Below are 21,274 nucleotides of genomic sequence, written 5' to 3'. Positions count from 1 at the left end.
TCAGGGCGGAAGGAGATGACAGTAGATGAAAACAGGAATTCATCCTAACTACAAAAAAGCTACAGTCAAATGCGCTTGTGGAAATGAGTTTGAAACTGGATCAGTAAAAGAAGAGGTACGCATCGAGATTTGCTCTGAGTGCCATCCTTTCTATACAGGCCGTCAAAAATTCGCTTCTGCTGATGGACGTGTTGACCGCTTTAACAAAAAATACGGTCTTAAGTAATAATAGATACAATAAACAGGCAGGAATCCGTTCTTGCCTGTTTTTTTACGTGGATTGATGGAACTTTAAAACGGGGGAGAAGACCTTATGTATGTGATGAAACAAAGCGGTTGGCTTGAAGTCATCTGCGGCAGTATGTTTTCTGGAAAGTCGGAAGAATTGATTCGGAGAGCCAAAAGGGCCACCTTTGCCAAACAAGAAGTAAAAATATTCAAACCAGCAATTGATAACCGATATAGTACAAGCTCAGTTGTGTCACATAACGGTTCATCATTAGATGGGATTGCAGTAGCCTCACCAAAAGACATAATAACGCACATATCAGAAAGAACCGATGTCATTGGCATTGATGAGGTGCAATTTTTTGATGAGACAATCATTGACATTGTCACTCAATTGGCTGACCAAGGCTACCGAGTCATTGTTGCAGGCCTGGATCAAGACTTCAGAGGAGAGCCATTTGGTGTTGTTCCGCATTTAATGGCATGTGCAGAGCTTGTAACAAAACTTCAAGCAGTTTGTTCGGTATGCGGCTCCCCAGCGAGTAGAACACAACGCTTGATCGACGGTAAACCCGCATCCTATGATGATCCTATTATTTTAGTAGGTGCGCAGGAATCATACGAAGCACGATGCAGACATCACCATGAAGTACCAAGACTTGATGTTGGTACAACACTTGACAAATAAAAAATAGCAAATGCCGCTGTGTTTCGTTTTTCGAGATTTTGGCTGAACACCCATCATTTGTACTTAAATAAATTAAATAACACTACGATTAAATTATCTAATTTTCAACGCTTGCGTTTTGTCATAAGCAGGCATAAAATGACTAACTGTAGTGTAAAGCATTTAAACGAAAAGTTCGATTTCTTGTCATAATTTTTTTGATTAAGGATTTTTCTCCTTAATCGTTCTTTGGATTAATAGTTCACTTTATTTATATTTTAGAAAGAGGGTAGTTTTTGATGAACAACGTGAAGAAAACAAAAGAAGGGTACCTCGAAACCACTTTGACAGGTAAAGATGTATTATCGATTCCAACGTTGAACAAAGGCGTTGCTTTCTCTGAAGAAGAAAGACAAGAGCTTGGACTAGAAGGCTTACTACCTCCAACGGTTCTAACTTTAGAACAGCAAGCAGAAAGAGCGTACAAGCAGTTTCTAGCTCAGCCGGATCGTCTTCGTCAAAACGTATACTTAAGTGATTTGCAAAACCGTAACGAAGTATTGTTCTACAAGCTTCTAACAGAAAAGCTTCGTGAAATGCTTCCAGTTGTGTACACACCAACTGTTGGTGAAGCGATTCAAGAATACAGCCATGAATACAGAAGACCTCATGGTGTCTATCTTTCAATCGACGATATTGACGGAATCGAGAAAGCATTTGAAAACTTGCACGCAACTGCTGGAGATATTGACCTCATCGTTGCAACTGACTCTGAGAGTATTCTTGGAATTGGTGACTGGGGTGTTGGTGGTATCAATATCGCAATCGGTAAATTAGCTGTTTACACGGCTGCAGCAGGTATTGATCCTAGCCGCGTGATTCCAGTTGTATTAGATGTTGGAACAAACAATGAAAAATTATTGAATGATCCATTATACATCGGGAACCATCACAAACGTGTACAAGGTGAAAAATACGAAGAATTCATTGATGCTTATGTGAAAGCAGCACTTAAATTCTTCCCGAAAGCATTGCTTCACTGGGAAGACCTTGGAAACAAAAATGCGCGTAACATCATGAAAAAATACAACGATAACATCTTAACGTTCAACGATGATATTCAAGGTACTGGTGCCATTACTTTAGCGGGTGTTCTTGCAGCTGTCAAGAAAACTGGTACTGAATTGAAAGATCACCGTGTTGTCATCTTCGGAGCTGGATCAGCTGGTATCGGAATTGCAGATCAAATGCGTGACACAATGGTTCTTGAAGGTCTAACAGAAGAAGAAGCAAACAATGCATTCTGGACATTAGACTACAGAGGATTGCTAACAGATCAATTTGAAGATGAAGTGCTTGATTTCCAAAAACCATACCTTCGTACTTCTGATGAAGTAGAAGGCTGGGCACGCGATGAAAAAGGACAAATCTCATTTGCTGAAACTGTTCGCAGGGTGAAGCCGACGATCCTTATCGGTACATCAGGTCAAGGCGGCGCATTCACTGAAGAAATCATTAAAGAAATGGCGGCTCATACAGAGCGTCCAGTGATCATGCCAATGTCTAACCCAACACCGCTTGCTGAAGCTGTGCCAGAGGATCTATTCAAATGGACTGACGGCCGTGCGCTTGTTGCAACAGGAAGCCCGTTCGAAAACGTTGAGTATAACGGAATTGAACATGAAATCGGACAATCAAACAATGCGTTCGTTTTCCCTGGACTTGGTCTTGGTTCAATCGTAACAGAATCAAAAATCATCACAAAAGGCATGTTCGTTGCTTCTGCGAATGCAATTGCTGAAATGGTTGATCATGAGAAACCAGGTGCTGGTCTTCTTCCAAGTATTGATAAATTGCAAGAAGTGTCAATTCATGTGGCTGTTGAAGTAGCGAAAGCAGCAATTAAAGATGGTGTCGCTAGAAGAACACCTGATAACATCGAACAAGCTGTGAAAGACGCAATGTGGATTCCTGAATATAAAAAAATTGTAAGAGCATAATAAAATGTGTAACGCGGCATTGCTTCGGGTAATTTAAGCAATGCCGCAATAAAAAAAGAAACACGTAAAGGATTTAAGGAGGAAGAGTAAGGTGGACTTTTTAAATATTTTGATCCTCCTAGCACCGATTTTTTTCGTTATCGCGCTGGGTTGGTTCGCAGGGAACTTCGGCAGCTATGACGCTAAATCTGCAAAAGGTGTAAGTACACTTGTTACAAAGTATGCTTTACCAGCGCACTTTATCGCCAGTATTCTGTCAACACCAAAAGATAAATTCTATAGTCAAATTCCATTTTTCGTTGCATTGATTTTCGGAATCGTTGGTTTTTATATCATTATCCTTTTAGTTACAAAATTTGCTTTTAAATATGATTTAACAGATTCTTCTGTTTTCTCATTAAACTCAGCACAACCGACCTTTGCATTTATGGGGATTCCGGTCTTGGGCAGTTTATTTGGGGCTCAAGAAGTCGCAATTCCGATTGCGATTACCGGAATAGTTGTAAATGCATTGCTTGATCCAATTGCTATTATTGTGTCAACTGTCGGTGAAAAAACAAAAGGAAAAGCCAAAGAAGGCGAAAGTTTCCTAAAAATGACGACAAAAGCAATTTTGCACGGTTTATCAGAGCCGCTTGCACTTGCGCCGTTAGCCAGTATCATTCTTGTTCTTTTAGGATTTAAACTTCCTGCAATCGGACATGAAATGTTAGAGGAAATTGGCAGCGTTACATCAGGGGTTGCGCTATTTGCAGTCGGTGTCACTGTTGGTATCCGAAAAATTAAATTAAGCTTGCCAGCCTTCAGTATTGCATTGCTAAAAGTAGCTGTACAACCATTACTTATGTATTTTATTGCCGTTCTTATGGGTCTTTCGGCTGATGAAATTACAAAAGCTGTATTGCTTGTTGCCTTCCCAGGTTCAGCTGTTGCAGCGATGATCGCAACACGATTTGAAAAACAAGAGGCGGAAACTGCATCCGCATTTGTGATCAGTGCCATCATGTCACTCATCACATTACCGATCATTATTGCACTTACCGTATAATATAGTAGAAAGGCTGCCTATCGAGGCAGCCTTTCTTAGCGAAATGAATGAAACAGAGGGAAGAGTACACGCTTTTTTTTGATGTCGGGGTGTGCGATTTCCTTTTTTTCTTCTACTTGTGACGGTTGTTTCAAGGCTGCGGCGAGGCGGTCAAATTTTGTGGATAAGTCTTCAATTTCTCTGCGGTGCTGAAGCAGCTGATATGATACACCTTCATCTGCCTTTTTAGCCAATTTCCGTTCAAGCTCTTGCAGGCGGTCTTCTACATCAGTGACGTGTAATTGCTGCTGAATGAGCGCTTTCACTTGTTTTTCTAATGCTTCAATCCGCTGTATAGAGACATCAGCTTCGGCAGCAGGTGCTGATTGACGAACGGTTTCCTTATGGATTGGCAGTTGAATATCTTGGAGGATCACACCTTCACTCATTTGGTGTTTGACCTCTTTGAGCAGCTGTACAATATCTTCATGAAACTCATAATGTCCAAGTTCATTTCGGGCGACAGGGATGTTGAGCTGTTTGACCCAACGCTGAATCGTCTTTGAAGAAACACCAATTTCCTTTGCAACCTCATTTGTATTCAAACCAAATGCCCTCCCTTTTTTCAATTACAAGTACCATTCTCTTTTAAGAGTTCCTGTTCCTTCACGTTAGACAAAACAAGTAACCAATCGCCAAAGATCGTGTTTTCTAGCGAAAAATTGCAGGAATTCAATTGTTTTGGAAATTTTTTTGACTGTCATACCCCGCTATACTATAATTAGACTGTTACGCACAAAACAGAGGTGAAGACCATGTTAGACCGTTTAAAATCAATTGAAGAACGCTATGAAAAGCTAAATGAATATTTAAGTGACCCTGAAGTGGTGAACGACCCTAAGAAGCTTCGTGAATATTCGAAAGAACAATCCGATATTCAAGAAACTGTTGAGGTATATAGACAATATCGTGCGGCATACGACCAGCTGAATGATGCGAAAGCAATGCTCGAAGAGAAGCTGGATGCCGAGATGCGCGACATGGTCAAAGAAGAAATTTCAGAGCTCACAGAAGAAACGGAACGTTTAGAAGACGAGCTGAAAATCTTGCTGATCCCGAAAGATCCGAATGACGATAAGAACGTTATTGTGGAGGTTCGTGGTGCAGCGGGTGGAGAAGAGGCTGCTCTTTTTGCAGGAAACCTTTACCGTATGTACAGCCGTTATGCTGAAATGCAAGGCTGGAAAACGGAAGTCATGGAAGCAAGTGTTACTGGCACAGGCGGTTATAAAGAAATCATCTTTATGATCAGCGGGAAAGGCGCATACTCCAAACTAAAGTTTGAAAATGGTGCACACCGCGTGCAGCGTGTTCCAGAAACAGAATCAGGCGGACGGATCCATACATCTACTGCGACAGTCGCTGTATTACCTGAAGCTGAGGAAGTTGAAATTGATATCCATGAAAAAGATATCCGTGTGGATACATTTGCATCAAGCGGACCTGGCGGACAAAGTGTCAATACGACCATGTCTGCTGTTCGATTAACTCACCTTCCAACAGGTGTTGTTGTGTCCTGTCAGGATGAGAAATCACAAATTAAAAACAAAGAAAAAGCCATGAAAGTACTTCGTGCGAGAATTTATGATAAATTCCAGCGTGAAGCACAGGCTGAATATGATCAAACACGTAAATCTGCGGTTGGAACAGGGGATCGTTCAGAGCGTATCCGTACGTACAACTTCCCGCAAAACCGTGTAACAGACCACCGCATCGGATTGACGATTCAAAAGCTTGATCAAATTTTAGAAGGAAAACTTGACGAGGTCATTGATGCACTAATTATGGAAGACCAAGCAAGAAAGCTTCAAGATGCAAAATAAAGAGCGAACAATCTTCGAAGCCCTTAAATGGGCTTCTTCTTTGTTAACGGAAGCTGGCAGAGACCAAAATGCAGCAGAACTCCTGTTGATGCATGTGCTCGGCTGGAGCAGAAGTGAGCTTCTTGCACGATTTCATGATGCGCTGCCTGAGGAGCAAGATCAACTGTTCAGCAAATTTGTGACACAGCATAAGGCGGGTGTTCCTGTTCAGCATTTAACGGGTGTTGAATTCTTTTACGGACGTCCTTTCGAGGTGAACAAGCATGTTCTTATTCCTCGTCCTGAAACGGAAGAAGTTGTTCTGGCGGCGCTCAATTTGGTAGGTGACGTTTTCCCGCCCGATCAGCCGCTCAAAGCAGTTGACGTTGGCACAGGAAGCGGAGCCATTGCGATTACGCTGGCTCTTGAAAAAAAATCACTATCTGTCACAGCGACTGATATCTCACAAGAAGCGCTTGCGGTAGCAAAACGGAATCAACAAGCGCTCGGTGCAGACGTTCATTTTTTACATGGAGATTTGCTTGAACCGGTTATAGCTCAAGGCATTAAAGTAGATGTATTTATTTCCAATCCACCTTATATTGCGGCGGAAGAAATGGATAGTCTGTCTGAGGTTGTGACGAAGCATGAGCCGGTGAATGCGCTGACGGACGGACGTGATGGCTTGTGGTTTTATCAGCGTCTCGTTCATGATCTTCCCAGCGTGCTGAGTGATCAGGCAGTTGTTGTCTTTGAAATTGGACATACGCAAGGTCAAGATGTCACAGTGCTACTTGAGCAGGCATTTCCTAAATCGGATGTCTGTATCGTCAAAGATATTAACGGAAAAGATCGAGCTGTTTGCGCACACATTCAAAACGGAAAGTCCGGCTGAAGAAAGCCGGACTATTTTATTATGTAAAGATGAAACTTATGGTAAAAGAGAAACGTATATATAGAAGAATGAACATTCTGATCATGATTTTTTACATAAATTTGTTTTGAAGGAGCGAATGGTGTGAACAAAAGGTATGCGATGGTGTTGGTCATCGTCAGTGTACTATTGATTGTGAGTGCTTGTGGTAAACCGAGCTTTAAAAAAGAGGCAGCAGCATTTGGAGAAAGCTATAAAAAAGCACAATACACAGTGAATCGAACGGATGACCTATCTGACATGAAAGAGAAGCTGAAGGTTTATTTAACCGAACATGAATATCAAGAATATACACAAGACAGCATGTTCCCGAGCATATTAGAAGCGGCGAAGGATCAAGATTGTCAAATTAAGCTGAAAAAAATCATGTTTACGCCTTCAGATGAAAGCGATGACAGAATTGAATTTAACTATGAAATGGTGATCCAATTTATCGATCAAAAAGGAAAAGTCAAAAAAGAAATCGAGAAAAAAGGAGCCATGACTGTCATCAAAACAGAATCTGGTTTAAAAATCAGCCGAGATTGGGATGGGAGACTATACCCTTCTGACTATCAATCCTCACTCAAAAGTCGTTCTTAATGAGAACGGCTTTTTTGTTTTGACTCATAATCTATTAAAAAATTCATATTGACTGTTTATGAAATGAGTTTCCTGGACACAATGTTTATAGCGAAGAGAAAAAGTGGGGGGAACACACAATGTTGAAAAGTAAAACGATGATTTGTCTTTATATGTTTCTATTATTATGCGGTGCTTTTGCAAACCTTGGCAAGGAGGAGACAGCGGCTGCTTCTGCAAATCAGCCTGTTGTCATACCAGATGAAGCGATTCGATTACGCATTTTAGCAAATAGTGATCGTTCAGCGGATCAGGATGTGAAAAGAAGTATTCGTGACGAGGTCAATGCGAGTATGACGGAGTGGGTGAAAGACCTCACATCTATTGAAGAAGCAAGACGTGTCATTCGATCAAAGCTGCCAGAAATCAATCGTATTGCTAAAGCGAAATTGAAGGAACAGCACATAGATCAATCCGTATCGGTCAGTTTTCAAAAAGCTTCATTTCCAACAAAGCTCTATGGAAATTTCGTCTACCCTGCTGGGAAATATGAAGCCATTTTAATTACGCTTGGAGAAGGAGACGGTGCCAACTGGTGGTGTGTGTTATTTCCGCCGCTCTGCTTTATCGATTTTTCAAACGGAGAAGCCATCGCCTCACCAGAAGGGGATGATGATAAACAAGTGACAGCGCAGCAAACGAAAGAGTCTGTTAATGAAGTGGTGAAAGAAGAGGAAGAAGAGACAGGTGAAGTGAAGTTCTTTTTGTTCGAATGGGTCTCTAGTCTTTTCTCTTAAAAAAGGTATAAAACGGTTTTTGCCTCATAGAGTTGAAGTAAGAGATCAAAAAGAGGTGAAAGCATGTATTATCAATTAAGAATAGCCACAGAAGAAGATGTCCCGGCGATCAATGCTTTTCTTGAAAAGGGACAAGCAAAAGGCGGAGTAACACTTGCGGAGCGAACGGCATTTGTAGTGATGGAAGATGCGGATGGTCAGCTGGCAGGCTGCTTAGGTCTTGAACAGTTCAATGAACAAGAGGGATTGCTGCGGTCTCTTGTCATATCAGATAAGCTCGGTCAGGGACACATTGTCTCTTTGTTCCAAAGTGTTCAAACGCTCGGTGAAAAAATGGGTGTGGATACTTTTTATGTCGTCGCAAACCATTCCTCTTCCCATGATTTTTTGGCATTAATGGGCTTTACGCCTTTAAAGGAAATTCCAGAAAGCATATGTAACTCTGCACATGCAAAAGAGACATTGGGGAAAGAACAGGCTGTGGTCCTGCAAAAAAAAGGCAGTTAATCACAAAATGATGGACTTATACACATACTTATCCACTACAAAACAAGCGTTATCCACAAATTGTGGACAACGCTTGTTTTATTGATCATCATCTTTTATACTTTCAAAAGGATAATTGAGATATATCAACAGTTTTATCTTTTTTAAAAGGAGTTTGTATGATGTTAAATACAAAAAGGTGGTCTGTGGATTTAGAAAAGGATTTATCCACATACTATCCACAAATTAAACAGGCGGCCGATCTGCTGCAGCAAAATGAAGTGGTTGCTTTCCCGACAGAGACCGTTTACGGACTCGGGGCAAATGCGAAAGAGACAGAAGCCGTTATGAAAATTTATGAAGCGAAAGGGCGTCCGAGTGATAATCCGTTGATTGTTCACATTGCGGAGGTTCAGCAGCTTCACGAATTTGCACAAATAGAAAGCGAAAAAGCGAAGGCGCTGATGGATGCCTTTTGGCCGGGCGCCTTAACCATTGTTCTTCCGTGTAAGCCGGGCACTTTATCAAAGCAGGTTACAGCAGGTTTATCCACAGTAGGTGTGAGAATGCCTGATCATCCCATTGCGCTTGAGCTCATCCGAGCAGCTGGTCTGCCAATTGCTGCACCAAGTGCCAATCGTTCGGGGAAACCTTCACCAACACAAGCTGACCATGTAGCGAGTGATCTCCAAGGGAGAATCGCTGGGATTGTGGATGGCGGTTCAACTGGAATTGGCGTTGAGTCAACGGTTGTATCCTGTATCGGTGAGACCCCAGTGATTTTAAGACCAGGCGGAATTACAAAAGAAGCATTAGAAGAGGTCGTGGGGACGGTGAGTGTGGACCCAGGGCTGACAAAAAAGGACGAAGCGCCTGTATCGCCGGGAATGAAATACACACATTATGCACCTGAAGCCAAGATGTATATCTTTCATGGAAGTGATGAAGACATGCAGCGTCACATACAGAAATACAAAGCTGAAGGGCTAAAAGTCGGAGTGCTGACAACAGAAGAAAAGAAATCGCTGTTTGCAGCAGATGTTGTGTACAGCTGTGGATGGAGAGAAAAACCTGAAACGGTTGCTGCAAACCTTTATCGTGTACTGAGACAATTTGATGAAACGGATGTAGACTTGATTATTTCAGAAGCCTTTTCAGAAGAGGGGGTTGGTTCTGCCATTATGAACCGTCTGCAAAAAGCCGCAGGAGGGCGTACACTCCCTTCGTTCCAATAGTTCTAACCTTTCTTGGACAAACATAGGTTAAAGAAGAATGTGTGTCCAAGGGGGATTTACATGAACGAACTAGCTGGCGAATTGCTGACACTCAGCATCATGGCTTTTGCACTTGGGATGGATGCTTTTTCGGTTGGACTTGGTATGGGAATGATTCAGCTGAGGTTCCGCCAGATCATTTATATTGGACTTGTTATTGGGATATTTCATATGTTTATGCCGCTTTTTGGCATGCTGACAGGTCAGCTCTTATCTGGATGGCTCGGTCTTCTTGCCACCTATATTGGCGGGGCGCTGCTTTTGGTGCTGGGACTGCAAATGATTGTTGCTTCTATCCGCAAAGAGGATAAGCCCTTTATCGCACCTGTTGGGGCTGGTCTCGTTCTTTTTGCGACAAGTGTAAGCCTAGACAGCTTCTCCGTTGGTTTAAGCCTCGGGATTTATGGTTCCCAGGTGTGGATGACTATATTATTGTTTGGTTTTTTTAGTATGCTCCTCACATGGCTCGGATTATTACTCGGTAAACAGGTTCGGTCATGGGTGGGTTCATATAGCGGCGCGCTTGGCGGAATCATTTTACTAGCCTTTGGTATCAAATTATTATTTCCGCTCTAGCCAGTCTCCTTACATAACATGTAGAATGAAATGCTATATAATAGAAGAAAAGGAGGGCGAAAGATGAAAATCTTATTTGTTTGTACGGGAAATACATGCAGAAGTCCAATGGCTCAAGCCCTTTTTGCTTCCATTGCAGATGAAAAAGGTTTAGAGGTCACTGTAAAATCAGCGGGCATTTTTGCCTCCGATGAAGGGAAGGCTTCTCCTCAAGCGATCGAAGCATTATTTGAGAAAAGCATTCCACTGAATCACTCATCATCAAAATTGACAGAGGATCTTCTGCGCGAAGCTCATTACGTCTTCACGATGACGATGCAGCATAAACAGTTGATTGCAGAGCAATATGCGCATGCAAAAGGCAAGGTCTTCACTTTAAAGGAATTTGCGACAGGAACAGAAGGCGATGTATCCGATCCGTTTGGAGGAAGTCTTTCTGTTTATCAGGAAACTCGAGATGAACTAGAAGCCTTGCTGTATCAGCTCGCTGAGAAGCTGAAAAAAGATCATCATAATAGATAACTTGTAAAACCGTTGCCTCAACGGTTTTTCTGCTATTGTTTGCAAATCACTAGGCAGAGGTTAAAATATAACTGTAAATAAAGAATGAATGTAAGACATAACAGATCAACTCACCCTTAGGAGGAATTGCCCGATGAAAGTAGCCATTGCATCCGATCACGGCGGAACGAATATTCGTGAAGAAATCAAACAACTGATGGATGAATTGAAGATTGAATACATTGATATGGGGTGTGAATGCGGATCAGGTTCTGTAGACTACCCAGATTATGCTTTCCCTGTAGCCAATATGGTGGCAAACGGAGAAGTCGACCGCGGCATTTTAATTTGTGGGACAGGCATCGGCATGAGCATCTCAGCAAATAAAGTAAAAGGAATTCGCTGTGCATTGGCTCATGATACATTTAGTGCGAAAGCAACGAGAGAACATAATGATACGAACGTTCTTGCAATGGGAGAGCGAGTGATTGGACCAGGATTAGCACGTGAGATTGCGCACATTTGGCTGACGACAGAGTTTACAGCAGGACGCCATGCTGTGCGGATTGGCAAAATTGCTGATTACGAAGAAAAGCACCTATAAGGAGCGCTTAACATGAACATTGGTCAAGATTGGCTTGAAATGTTAAAAGAGTTTCATCAAACAGTTGAATTGCGTGCCGGGCAAATCTTAGTCATTGGCTGCAGTACGTCAGAAGTGGCTGGTGAGCATATTGGTACTGCAGGAAGTGAGCAAATTGCTGCCTCTATCTATCAAGAATTGGATCAGTTAAGACGAGAGACCGGCATCGAGCTCGCCTTTCAATGCTGTGAACATCTAAATCGTGCCCTTGTTGTTGAAGAAGAAGTGGCTTTCCGTTTTAACCTGGAGATCGTAGCTGCAGTACCTGTCCGTAAAGCGGGTGGTTCGATGGCGGCTCATGCGTATCAGCAAATGGAACATCCTGTATTGGTCGAATGCATTGAGGCACATGCTGGAATTGATATCGGCGATACGTTAATTGGGATGCACTTAAAGAGAGTCGCAGTACCTGTCCGCCTCAGTCGTCATCGATTAGGACATGCACATGTGACTTTTGCGAAAACGCGTCCGAAGCTGATTGGCGGAGAACGAGCCGTTTATACAAGATCATAGCTTCGATATATTTCTAATATAATGTTGAATGATGAAGACGCTTTACCACTTGAATATTCGGGTTTTCATAAAAAAGAAGTCGATTTTCCAAAAAAAACTTTTACATTTTACTCAAAAACCGTGTACAATGAGATGGTGAAAACATCGAATGGAAATAGATTGGAGAGGATTTCGCTGATGAAACATTTACCTGAGCAAGACGCACAAGTATTCAAAGCAATTCAACTAGAGCGGAAACGCCAGCAGGACAAAATCGAATTAATTGCATCAGAAAACTTCGTAAGCGAAGCAGTCATGGAAGCACAGGGCTCTGTATTAACAAACAAATACGCTGAGGGCTATCCTGGTAAACGCTATTATGGCGGCTGTGAACATGTAGACGTTGTGGAAGATATCGCACGTGACCGCGCAAAAGAAATTTTTGGCGCTGAGTATGTGAACGTACAGCCTCACTCAGGTGCTCAAGCGAACATGGCCGTATACTTTACAATTCTTGAGCATGGCGATACAGTACTTGGCATGAACTTATCACATGGCGGGCATTTAACACATGGAAGCCCTGTAAACTTTAGTGGTGTACAGTACAACTTTGTAGAATACGGTGTAGATAAAGAAACTCAGCATATCGACTATCAAGATGTACTTGAAAAAGCACGTGAACATAAGCCGAAACTCATCGTTGCGGGTGCAAGTGCATACCCACGTCAAATTGATTTCAAAAAGTTCCGTGAGATTGCTGATGAAGTCGGTGCTTACTTTATGGTCGACATGGCTCACATTGCTGGTCTTGTTGCAGCAGGTCTTCATCCAAATCCAGTTCCTTACGCAGATTTTGTGACAACAACAACTCACAAAACATTACGCGGACCTCGCGGCGGAATGATCCTATGCCGTGAAGAGTTTGGTAAAAAGATCGACAAATCGATCTTCCCTGGTATTCAAGGTGGACCACTGATGCATGTCATCTCTGCAAAAGCTGTTTCTTTCGGTGAAGTATTGAACGGAGATTTCAAAACATATGCACAAAACGTCATTAATAATGCAAAACAACTAGCTGAAACACTTTTATCTGAAGATATTCAGCTTGTATCTGGCGGAACAGATAACCATCTTGTTCTCATCGACTTGCGTTCTCTTGGCATCACAGGAAAAATTGCAGAAAACGTTCTTGATGAAATCGGTATTACAGTGAACAAAAATGCAATTCCTTATGATCCAGAGAAACCATTTGTCACAAGCGGTGTACGTGTAGGTACAGCAGCAGTAACAAGCCGCGGGTTTAATCAAGAAGCGATGAAAGAAGTCGGTTCCATTATTGCACTTGCGCTAAAACATCATGAAGATGAAGCGAAATTAGAAGAGGCGAAAAAGCGTGTATCTGATCTTACGGCCCGTTTCCCTCTATATAACGAATTAGATTATTAAAAAACAGACCCATTTGCCTATTTTTGGCATGTGGGTTTTTTTTGTAGGATTTGCGAATCATATTGAAAGATGATGTCTTTTTATGTAGAATTGTAGGAAGTGTGCAAAGTTCACCGGAAGATGACAGAAAAGGAGTTGTAGCAAGCAATGGCAAAGGTTTATGTATTTGATCACCCGCTTATTCAGCACAAACTTACATATATTCGTGACGTTCATACAGGAACTAAAGAATTTAGAGAGCTAGTGGATGAAGTCGCAACATTAATGGCATTTGAAATCACAAGAGACTTACCGCTTGAAGAGGTAGATGTAGAAACACCTGTACAAGTAGCGAAATCAAACGTGATCTCAGGGAAGAAACTCGGGGTTGTGCCAATTTTAAGAGCAGGTCTTGGAATGGTAGACGGGATTTTGAAACTCATTCCAGCTGCTAAAGTGGGACATGTCGGTTTATACCGCGATCCGAAAACATTAAAGCCTGTTGAATATTATGTGAAGCTTCCATCAGATGTGGAAGAACGTGAATTTATCGTAGTAGACCCAATGCTTGCAACTGGCGGTTCAGCAGTCGAAGCGTTAAACAGCTTGAAAAAACGTGGTGCGAAAAACATTCGCTTTATGTGTCTGATTGCTGCCCCTGAAGGTGTAGAAGAAATGCAAAAGCATCATCCAGATGTTGATATCTACATTGCAGCATTAGATGAGAAACTAAACGAAAAAGGTTACATCATCCCAGGTCTTGGTGATGCTGGTGACCGTATGTACGGAACGAAATAAGAAAGTCTTAATAAAAGCCCACATGCAAACGTGCATGTGGGCTTTTTGAAATATATGACAAACGGTTGATACCGTTCTTAGAAAAATCAATGTATACTGAACATTGGCTGTTTTTTTCAATGATTGTCACATCTCTCCTAAAGTTTGATGAAATTGTGAACATTTTGTGTGCTCTATCACTATAGAAAAGTTTTTTAACTTTCAACCGATTGACACATCACAGACGCTATTGTATGCTAAACGAGGGTATTATGGTAAGGTTTTCATAGCCTATAGCACTCTACTAATCCTCATTGTGAACCCTTTAATAATCAGGGTTTGTATCAACGAATGAAGCAGCATCCCATAGATCTAAAGATTTCAAGTCTGATTGTGCAATTAGACCGATGGGTGATTGATTTTTTTCGAATAGGACGGCTTATCATAAGCGTCTTCTACGCAGTTTTCATCACCATTTATCACCTTTTTTACAATACTTTTCATCGGGAGTCAGATGAATGAACGATCCAAACGCGATTTTCCGCAGACAGAGTAAATACATGTTCTATCTATTGGCAATTTTTGTGTTTGGCTATGCCATGCCTGGTTTTAAACCACTGTTTCTTGGTTTCATTATCGGCACAATTTTTGCTTTCTTTAATTTATTCCTACTTATACGGAGAATGCACGCTTTTGATCGAGCGGTTAAAAAAGGAAAATCCATTCGTTCAATGGGAAGTACAGCCAGGTGGGCCAACGCGATTCTCGCAGTAGCGATTGCTTGGCGTTACCCTAATGAAGTTCATCTGGCAGGTGTTGTTATAGGATTAATGACAATATATCCTGTCATTATGATAGATTCCTTCATTCAACTTAAACGTTCTACTATGGAAGAGAGGTGAATACTCTTTGGGTCACAGTTCAAAAACTACAGAATTTTTAGGGTTAACGTTCAACTTATCCAATGTTCTCATGATTACGATTGCTAGTATCATCGTTCTTCTCATAGCGGTGCTGACTACTCGTGTTCTGTCTATTCGTCCGACTAAGGCGCAGAACTTCATGGAATGGATCGTTGATTTTGTTCGAAATATCATAGGTAGTTCGATGGACATGAAAACAGGAGCCCCATTTCTAGCGCTTGGCGTTACATTACTCATGTACATATTTGTTTCAAACATGCTTGGACTGCCGTTCTCGATTACGGTCGATCACAACTTGTGGTGGAAATCACCAACTGCTGATCCTGCAATCACAATGACACTAGCAATTATGGTCATGGGACTTACACACTTCTACGGTGTCAAGGCAAAAGGAGTCAAGGAATATACGAAAGACTTCTTCAAGCCAATCCCATATTTAGTGCCGCTGAAAATCATTGAAGAATTTGCAAACACGCTAACACTTGGTTTGCGTCTTTACGGAAATATTTTCGCTGGAGAGATTCTTCTTGGGTTACTTGCAGGACTTGCGACCAATTTCTACACGCAAAACATTGCGCTTGGTATCGTTGGTACATTATGTGCCATCGTGCCGATGATTGTATGGCAGGCATTCAGTTTGTTTGTCGGAACAATCCAGGCATTTATCTTCACCATGCTGACAATGGTGTACATTTCCCATAAAGTCAGCGACGAACACTAAAAAATTGAGAGTCCAAAAAGGACGTTATTTTAAAGGAGGAGCTTTTTAATGAATTTAATAGCAGCAGCAATTGCAATCGGTTTAGGAGCACTAGGAGCAGGTATTGGTAACGGTCTAATCGTATCTAAAACAGTTGAAGGAATCGCTCGTCAGCCAGAAGCTGGTAGAGAACTAAGAACACTTATGTTCATCGGGGTCGCTTTAGTTGAGGCACTTCCAATTATCGCTGTCGTTATCGCATTCTTGGCATTCTTTGGTTAATATGTGAGAAGCGTTCTAATATGAATTTTAATGGCGAAGATCAGATTAGTTCGAAACTTCGCCATTCCTTTATGTTTTGTTTCTTAACATATTATTTAAAGAAGGGAGTTGCCGTACTAAATGTCTCAGTTACCAGTGGTTTTAGGAGCAGGGGGCTTAAGCTTCAACGCCGGTGATATGTTATTCCAGCTTATCGCTATGCTCATCTTGCTTGCACTTTTAAAGAAATTTGCGCTTAAACCTTTATTAGGTATTATGAAGCAGCGTGAAGATTATATAGGAAATGAAATCTCAAGTGCTGAAGAAAAGCACGTTCAAGCTGAAAAGCTTCTTGAAGAACAACGTGTCTTATTGAAAGAAGCACGCGAAGAATCACATACACTCATCGAAAATGCGAAAAAGATTGGTGAGAAACAAAAAGAAGAGATCATTCAAGCAGCACGTCAAGAATCAGAGCGCTTGAAAGAGTCTGCTAGAACTGAAATCGTGAAAGAAAAAGAACAAGCTGTGGCTGCACTGCGTGAGCAGGTTGCATCACTATCTGTGCTGATTGCATCTAAAGTGATTGAAAAAGAACTTGATGAGCAGGCACAAGAGAAATTGATTCAAGAGTACCTTAAAGAGGCAGGCGAAAGCCGATGAGCGTAACTATTGTCTCTAAGCGTTACGCTTCTGCTCTTTTTGACATCGTTCTTGCTTCTTCGGCAGTAGACGAAACTGAAAAAGAGCTGAATGAGATCAAAAAAGTTCTAAAGGCTGATCAAGAACTCAATGACTTCCTTGTTCATCCAAAGATTACTGCAGACAAAAAGAAACAGTTGATTGCAGAAGCTTTCAAAGGTGTTTCTACTTATGTATTGCACACAATGTATTTACTGATTGACCGCGGACGCACGAATATTTTCTCTGAAATGACGTCGGAGTTTGTGAAACTTGCAAACCGCACGAAACAAATAGACGATGCGGTCGTGTATTCAGTGAAACCGCTGAGCGGTGCTGAAATTCAATCTTTATCTGAAGTATTTGCCAAAAAAGCCGGAGTCACATCACTGCGTGTTGAAAATGTGATTGACAAGGATCTAATAGGCGGAGTGAAAATCCGTATCGGAAACCGCATTTATGACGGCAGTGTCAGCGGAAAGCTTTCCCGCATTGAACGTCAGCTTGCAGGCGAAAATCGTTAGAAGGGGTGAAACCTTAGTGAGTATCAAAGCTGAAGAGATTAGCGCGCTGATAAAGCAGCAAATCCAAAACTATCAATCAGAAATTGAAGTAAAAGATGTCGGTACAGTCATTCAAGTAGGGGACGGTATCGCGCGTGTACATGGCCTTGACAACATTATGGCAGGAGAGCTGGTTGAGTTCTCTAACGGTGTAATGGGTATGGCTCAAAACCTTGAGGAGTCTAACGTAGGTATCGTTATTTTAGGACCTTACAAAGATATCCGCGAAGGTGACGATGTAAAACGTACAGGTCGTATCATGGAGGTTCCAGTAGGTGAAGAGTTAATCGGACGTATTGTGAACCCGCTTGGTCAGCCTGTTGATGGACTAGGTCCAATCTTAACAAGCAAAACACGTCCAATCGAAAGTGAAGCACCTGGCGTTATGGATCGTAAATCTGTACATGAGCCGCTTCAAACAGGAATTAAAGCAATTGATGCCTTGATTCCAATCGGCCGCGGACAGCGTGAATTGATCATTGGTGACCGTCAAACAGGTAAAACATCTGTTGCAATCGATACGATTCTAAACCAAAAAGATCAAGACATGATCTGTATTTATGTAGCGATCGGACAAAAAGAATCAACGGTTCGTGGTGTTGTTGAAACACTTCGTAAGCATGGTGCGCTTGACTACACAATCGTTGTCACAGCTTCTGCATCACAGCCGGCTCCACTTCTTTACCTTGCTCCTTATGCAGGTGTAACGATGGGTGAGGAATTCATGTATAACGGCAAGCACGTACTTGTTGTCTATGATGACCTTTCTAAACAAGCGGCAGCTTACCGTGAGCTTTCACTATTGCTTCGTCGTCCTCCAGGTCGTGAGGCATTCCCTGGTGATGTTTTCTATCTTCACTCTCGTTTATTAGAACGTGCAGCGAAGCTTAGTGACGCAAAGGGTGGCGGTTCTATCACAGCATTGCCTTTCGTAGAAACGCAGGCTGGCGATATCTCTGCATATATCCCAACAAACGTTATTTCAATCACAGATGGACAGATCTTCTTACAATCTGACCTCTTCTTCTCAGGCGTACGTCCAGCAGTAAACGCAGGATTGTCTGTATCCCGTGTAGGTGGTTCTGCACAAATCAAAGCGATGAAAAAGGTAGCAGGTACACTTCGTCTGGATCTTGCTTCTTATCGTGAGCTTGAAGCATTCGCTCAATTTGGATCTGATCTAGACCAAGCCACTCAAGCGAAATTAAACCGTGGTGCAAGAACAGTTGAAGTCTTAAAACAAGACTTGAACAAACCGCTTAAAGTTGAAAAACAAGTAGCGATTCTTTACGCACTAACAAGAGGATACTTAGACGATGTTGCCATTGCTGATGTTAAACGTTTTGAAGCTGAGTTATTCTTGTACATTGAAGAAAACCATAAAGGCTTGTTTGACACGATCTCTCAAACAGGAAATATGCCTGCTGATGAAGAGTGGAAGACAGCAATCGAAGGCTTTAAACGTACGTTTGCACCAAGCAACTAATTAGTAATCTTTCCGAGAGAAAAAGATTCTCTTTTTCTCTCTTTTCACGTAAATGAACACGGATTCCTGAAAAAAGGTGGTGAAATCTTTGGCCTCATTACGCGATATAAAGTCAAGGATCACGTCAACGAAAAAATCGAGTCAGATCACAAAAGCGATGCAAATGGTATCAGCTGCGAAACTGAATCGTGCTGAAAACAATGCGAAGTCTTTTGTTCCTTACATGGAGAAAATCCAGGAAGTGGTTGCTGCAATCGCAACTGGAACAAGTGCTAAGCACCCAATGCTTCTTTCAAGACCTGTCAAGAAAACAGGGTATCTCGTTATTACATCTGATCGAGGGCTTGCAGGACCTTTTAACAGCTCGATTTTGCGTGCCGCTTACCAAACCATTCAATCTCGTCATCAATCCGCTGATGAATATGCGGTGATTGTCATTGGTAAAATCGGACGCGACTTCTTCAAAAAGCGTGGTATTCCAGTTATTTCTGAAGTAACAGGGCTTGGAGACGAAGTAGCGTTTGCTGATATTAAAGAATTAGCAAGCAGTACAGTTCAAATGTTCTCTGATGAAGCGTTTGACGAACTTTATATGTTCTACAACCACTTTGTCAGTGCGATTTCACAAGAAGTAACAGAGAAGAAATTATTGCCGCTAACGGACCTTTCGGCCGCAGCGACACCAAATAAACGTTCCGCATCTTATGAGTTTGAGCCTTCTGAAGAAGAAATTCTTGAAGTTCTCCTTCCTCAATATGCAGAGAGTTTGATTTTCGGTGCGCTTCTTGACAGCAAAGCAAGTGAACATGCTGCAAGAATGACAGCAATGAAGAGTGCAACAGACAACGCAAAAGAATTGATCGACAGCCTGACACTCTCTTACAACCGTGCTCGTCAAGCAGCGATTACACAAGAGATTACAGAAATTGTCGGCGGAGCAGCTGCCTTAGAATAGAAATAATTGTCAGGAGGGAATGCAATGAAAACAGGACGCATCAGTCAGATCATGGGACCAGTCGTAGACGTTCGTTTTGAAGACGGTCACTTGCCTGAGATTTATAATGCGATCAAAGTTTCGCATAAAGCGGAAAGCGAAAGTGAAGTTGATATCGACTTAACTTTAGAAGTAGCACTACATTTAGGTGACGATACAGTGAGAACCATCGCAATGGCATCAACAGACGGTGTGAAGCGCGGTATGGAAGCTGTAGACCTTGGAAAACCAATTTCAGTACCAGTTGGTAACGTAACACTTGGACGTGTTTTCAACGTACTGGGGGATAACATTGACTTAGATGAGCCACTTGGTGTGGAAGCTCAAAGAGATCCAATCCACAGACAAGCGCCTTCTTTTGATCAACTTTCTACAGAAGTTGAAATTCTTGAAACAGGTATCAAAGTTGTTGACCTGCTTGCTCCTTACATCAAAGGTGGAAAGATCGGTCTATTCGGTGGAGCTGGTGTAGGTAAAACCGTTCTAATTCAAGAATTGATCAACAACATCGCACAAGAACACGGCGGTATCTCTGTATTCGCTGGTGTTGGAGAGCGTACACGTGAAGGAAACGACCTTTACTACGAAATGAAAGATTCTGGCGTTATCGAGAAAACAGCCATGGTCTTCGGCCAAATGAACGAGCCGCCAGGTGCACGTATGCGTGTTGCCCTAACTGGTTTGACAATGGCAGAGCATTTCCGTGATGAACAAGGTCAAGACGTATTGTTCTTCATCGATAATATCTATCGCTTTACACAAGCAGGTTCTGAAGTATCAGCCCTTCTTGGACGTATGCCTTCAGCGGTAGGTTATCAGCCGACACTTGCAACAGAGATGGGTCAGCTGCAAGAGCGTATCACGTCTACAAACGTAGGATCGGTTACATCGATTCAAGCGATCTATGTACCTGCGGATGACTATACGGATCCAGCTCCAGCAACGACATTCGCTCACCTTGATGCAACGACAAACCTTGAGCGTAAGCTGACTGAAATGGGTATTTATCCAGCGGTTGATCCTCTTGCTTCAACATCTCGTGCACTTGCACCTGAGATCGTTGGCGAAGAGCATTATGCGATTGCGCGTGAAGTGCAGCAAACATTACAGCGTTATAAAGAGCTGCAGGATATTATTGCCATTTTAGGTATGGATGAATTATCTGAGGACGATAAGCTTGTGGTTCACAGAGCACGTCGTGTTCAATTCTTCCTATCTCAAAACTTCCACGTAGCAGAGCAGTTCACTGGCCAAAAGGGTTCTTATGTGCCATTGAAAGAAACTGTTAAAGGCTTCAAGGAAATCTTATCTGGTAAATACGATCACCTTCCAGAAGATGCATTCCGCTTAGTTGGACGCATTGAAGAAGTGGTTGAAAAAGCCAAAGAGATGGGTGTAGAGGCCTAATCTGGTCCT

Annotated in this window: 25 protein-coding genes; 24 read left to right on the top strand and 1 reads right to left on the bottom strand. The window is 42.1% G+C overall.

Translation table 11 applies throughout. From position 1 onward, the window contains the following. Positions 1 to 25: 25 nt before the first annotated feature. The 4 genes from rpmE to MHB41_RS16950 all read left to right on the top strand — a co-directional run bounded on the left by rpmE (position 26) and on the right by MHB41_RS16950 (position 3,943). On the top strand, positions 26 to 226 hold the full coding sequence (rpmE, locus tag MHB41_RS16965; protein ID WP_003215407.1) for a 50S ribosomal protein L31: 201 nt from the start codon (positions 26 to 28) through the stop codon (positions 224 to 226). A gap of 87 nt (positions 227 to 313) precedes the next feature. Then, the gene (locus tag MHB41_RS16960; RefSeq protein ID WP_024423745.1) at positions 314 to 916 is read left to right on the top strand and encodes a thymidine kinase; all 603 of its coding nucleotides are present in this window, start codon (positions 314 to 316) and stop codon (positions 914 to 916) included. 278 nt (positions 917 to 1,194) lie between these two features. Further along, positions 1,195 to 2,895, top strand: coding sequence for an oxaloacetate-decarboxylating malate dehydrogenase (malS, locus tag MHB41_RS16955; protein ID WP_034281228.1), 1,701 nt, complete (start codon positions 1,195 to 1,197; stop codon positions 2,893 to 2,895). Positions 2,896 to 2,986: 91 nt separating this feature from the next. After that, positions 2,987 to 3,943, top strand: coding sequence for an AEC family transporter (locus MHB41_RS16950; RefSeq protein ID WP_024423743.1), 957 nt, complete (start codon positions 2,987 to 2,989; stop codon positions 3,941 to 3,943). Positions 3,944 to 3,978: 35 nt separating this feature from the next. Here the strand turns inward: MHB41_RS16950 and racA are convergent, their stop codons facing one another. Further along, on the bottom strand, positions 3,979 to 4,527 hold the full coding sequence (gene racA, locus MHB41_RS16945) for a chromosome-anchoring protein RacA (protein ID WP_024426348.1): 549 nt from the start codon (positions 4,525 to 4,527) through the stop codon (positions 3,979 to 3,981). Between the two features lie 210 nt (positions 4,528 to 4,737). Here racA and prfA point away from each other — a divergent pair, with 210 nt between their 5' ends. The 20 genes from prfA to atpD all read left to right on the top strand — a co-directional run bounded on the left by prfA (position 4,738) and on the right by atpD (position 21,265). After that, positions 4,738 to 5,805, top strand: a complete 1,068-nt coding sequence (prfA, locus tag MHB41_RS16940; RefSeq protein ID WP_024423741.1) for a peptide chain release factor 1 — start codon at positions 4,738 to 4,740, stop codon at positions 5,803 to 5,805. Then, the gene (prmC, locus tag MHB41_RS16935; RefSeq protein WP_340899806.1) at positions 5,795 to 6,679 is read left to right on the top strand and encodes a peptide chain release factor N(5)-glutamine methyltransferase; all 885 of its coding nucleotides are present in this window, start codon (positions 5,795 to 5,797) and stop codon (positions 6,677 to 6,679) included. The genes prfA and prmC overlap by 11 nt, the downstream gene beginning before the upstream one ends. Positions 6,680 to 6,820: 141 nt before the next feature. Beyond that, positions 6,821 to 7,300, top strand: coding sequence for a hypothetical protein (locus MHB41_RS16930; RefSeq protein WP_024423739.1), 480 nt, complete (start codon positions 6,821 to 6,823; stop codon positions 7,298 to 7,300). 122 nt (positions 7,301 to 7,422) lie between these two features. Continuing rightward, positions 7,423 to 8,076, top strand: coding sequence for a stage II sporulation protein R (gene spoIIR / locus MHB41_RS16925; protein ID WP_235183621.1), 654 nt, complete (start codon positions 7,423 to 7,425; stop codon positions 8,074 to 8,076). 63 nt (positions 8,077 to 8,139) lie between these two features. Next, positions 8,140 to 8,583, top strand: coding sequence for a general stress acyl- n-acyltransferase (locus MHB41_RS16920; protein WP_197172995.1), 444 nt, complete (start codon positions 8,140 to 8,142; stop codon positions 8,581 to 8,583). A gap of 161 nt (positions 8,584 to 8,744) precedes the next feature. Further along, positions 8,745 to 9,797: an L-threonylcarbamoyladenylate synthase gene (locus tag MHB41_RS16915; protein WP_082580653.1), complete on the top strand. Its 1,053-nt coding sequence runs from the start codon at positions 8,745 to 8,747 to the stop codon at positions 9,795 to 9,797. A gap of 60 nt (positions 9,798 to 9,857) precedes the next feature. Next, complete coding sequence (locus MHB41_RS16910; RefSeq protein ID WP_024423735.1) at positions 9,858 to 10,412, top strand: manganese efflux pump; 555 nt, start codon at positions 9,858 to 9,860, stop codon at positions 10,410 to 10,412. A 63-nt stretch (positions 10,413 to 10,475) separates the two neighbouring features. Beyond that, positions 10,476 to 10,934 carry a low molecular weight protein arginine phosphatase gene (locus MHB41_RS16905; protein WP_024423734.1) on the top strand — a complete coding sequence of 153 codons (459 nt, stop codon included), beginning with the start codon at positions 10,476 to 10,478 and terminating at the stop codon, positions 10,932 to 10,934. Positions 10,935 to 11,067: 133 nt separating this feature from the next. Then, positions 11,068 to 11,517, top strand: coding sequence for a ribose 5-phosphate isomerase B (gene rpiB / locus MHB41_RS16900; protein WP_003214714.1), 450 nt, complete (start codon positions 11,068 to 11,070; stop codon positions 11,515 to 11,517). A gap of 12 nt (positions 11,518 to 11,529) precedes the next feature. After that, positions 11,530 to 12,069 (top strand): TIGR01440 family protein, encoded by a 540-nt coding sequence (locus MHB41_RS16895; protein WP_024423733.1) that lies wholly within the window; start codon positions 11,530 to 11,532, stop codon positions 12,067 to 12,069. Positions 12,070 to 12,246: 177 nt separating this feature from the next. After that, the gene (glyA, locus tag MHB41_RS16890; RefSeq protein ID WP_340899812.1) at positions 12,247 to 13,494 is read left to right on the top strand and encodes a serine hydroxymethyltransferase; all 1,248 of its coding nucleotides are present in this window, start codon (positions 12,247 to 12,249) and stop codon (positions 13,492 to 13,494) included. Positions 13,495 to 13,641: 147 nt separating this feature from the next. Further along, positions 13,642 to 14,271 (top strand): uracil phosphoribosyltransferase, encoded by a 630-nt coding sequence (gene upp / locus MHB41_RS16885; protein ID WP_003214553.1) that lies wholly within the window; start codon positions 13,642 to 13,644, stop codon positions 14,269 to 14,271. Positions 14,272 to 14,768: 497 nt separating this feature from the next. Next, positions 14,769 to 15,152, top strand: coding sequence for an ATP synthase subunit I (locus MHB41_RS16880; RefSeq protein WP_024423731.1), 384 nt, complete (start codon positions 14,769 to 14,771; stop codon positions 15,150 to 15,152). 7 nt (positions 15,153 to 15,159) lie between these two features. Continuing rightward, entirely contained in the window at positions 15,160 to 15,894 is a 735-nt protein-coding gene (gene atpB, locus MHB41_RS16875; protein ID WP_342502602.1) for a F0F1 ATP synthase subunit A, read from the top strand. Between the two features lie 48 nt (positions 15,895 to 15,942). After that, positions 15,943 to 16,155, top strand: coding sequence for a F0F1 ATP synthase subunit C (gene atpE, locus MHB41_RS16870; RefSeq protein ID WP_003214968.1), 213 nt, complete (start codon positions 15,943 to 15,945; stop codon positions 16,153 to 16,155). A 120-nt stretch (positions 16,156 to 16,275) separates the two neighbouring features. After that, entirely contained in the window at positions 16,276 to 16,797 is a 522-nt protein-coding gene (gene atpF / locus MHB41_RS16865) for a F0F1 ATP synthase subunit B (RefSeq protein WP_034281220.1), read from the top strand. Next, positions 16,794 to 17,339 (top strand): F0F1 ATP synthase subunit delta, encoded by a 546-nt coding sequence (locus tag MHB41_RS16860; RefSeq protein WP_024426340.1) that lies wholly within the window; start codon positions 16,794 to 16,796, stop codon positions 17,337 to 17,339. The genes atpF and MHB41_RS16860 overlap by 4 nt, the downstream gene beginning before the upstream one ends. A gap of 16 nt (positions 17,340 to 17,355) precedes the next feature. Beyond that, positions 17,356 to 18,864, top strand: coding sequence for a F0F1 ATP synthase subunit alpha (atpA, locus tag MHB41_RS16855; protein ID WP_034281219.1), 1,509 nt, complete (start codon positions 17,356 to 17,358; stop codon positions 18,862 to 18,864). Between the two features lie 88 nt (positions 18,865 to 18,952). Next, a complete protein-coding gene (locus MHB41_RS16850) occupies positions 18,953 to 19,819 on the top strand; it encodes a F0F1 ATP synthase subunit gamma (RefSeq protein WP_024423727.1) in 867 nt (288 codons plus the stop codon). 24 nt (positions 19,820 to 19,843) lie between these two features. Next, entirely contained in the window at positions 19,844 to 21,265 is a 1,422-nt protein-coding gene (gene atpD / locus MHB41_RS16845; protein WP_008354929.1) for a F0F1 ATP synthase subunit beta, read from the top strand. Positions 21,266 to 21,274 lie beyond the last annotated feature (9 nt).

The sequence above is a fragment of the Bacillus sp. FSL H7-0578 genome (assembly GCF_038630855.1).
GTDB classification, from domain to species: domain Bacteria; phylum Bacillota; class Bacilli; order Bacillales; family Bacillaceae; genus Bacillus; species Bacillus safensis.
The sequence above is the reverse complement of the archived record's forward strand: the minus strand, read 5'-3'. Positions and strand labels throughout refer to the sequence as shown.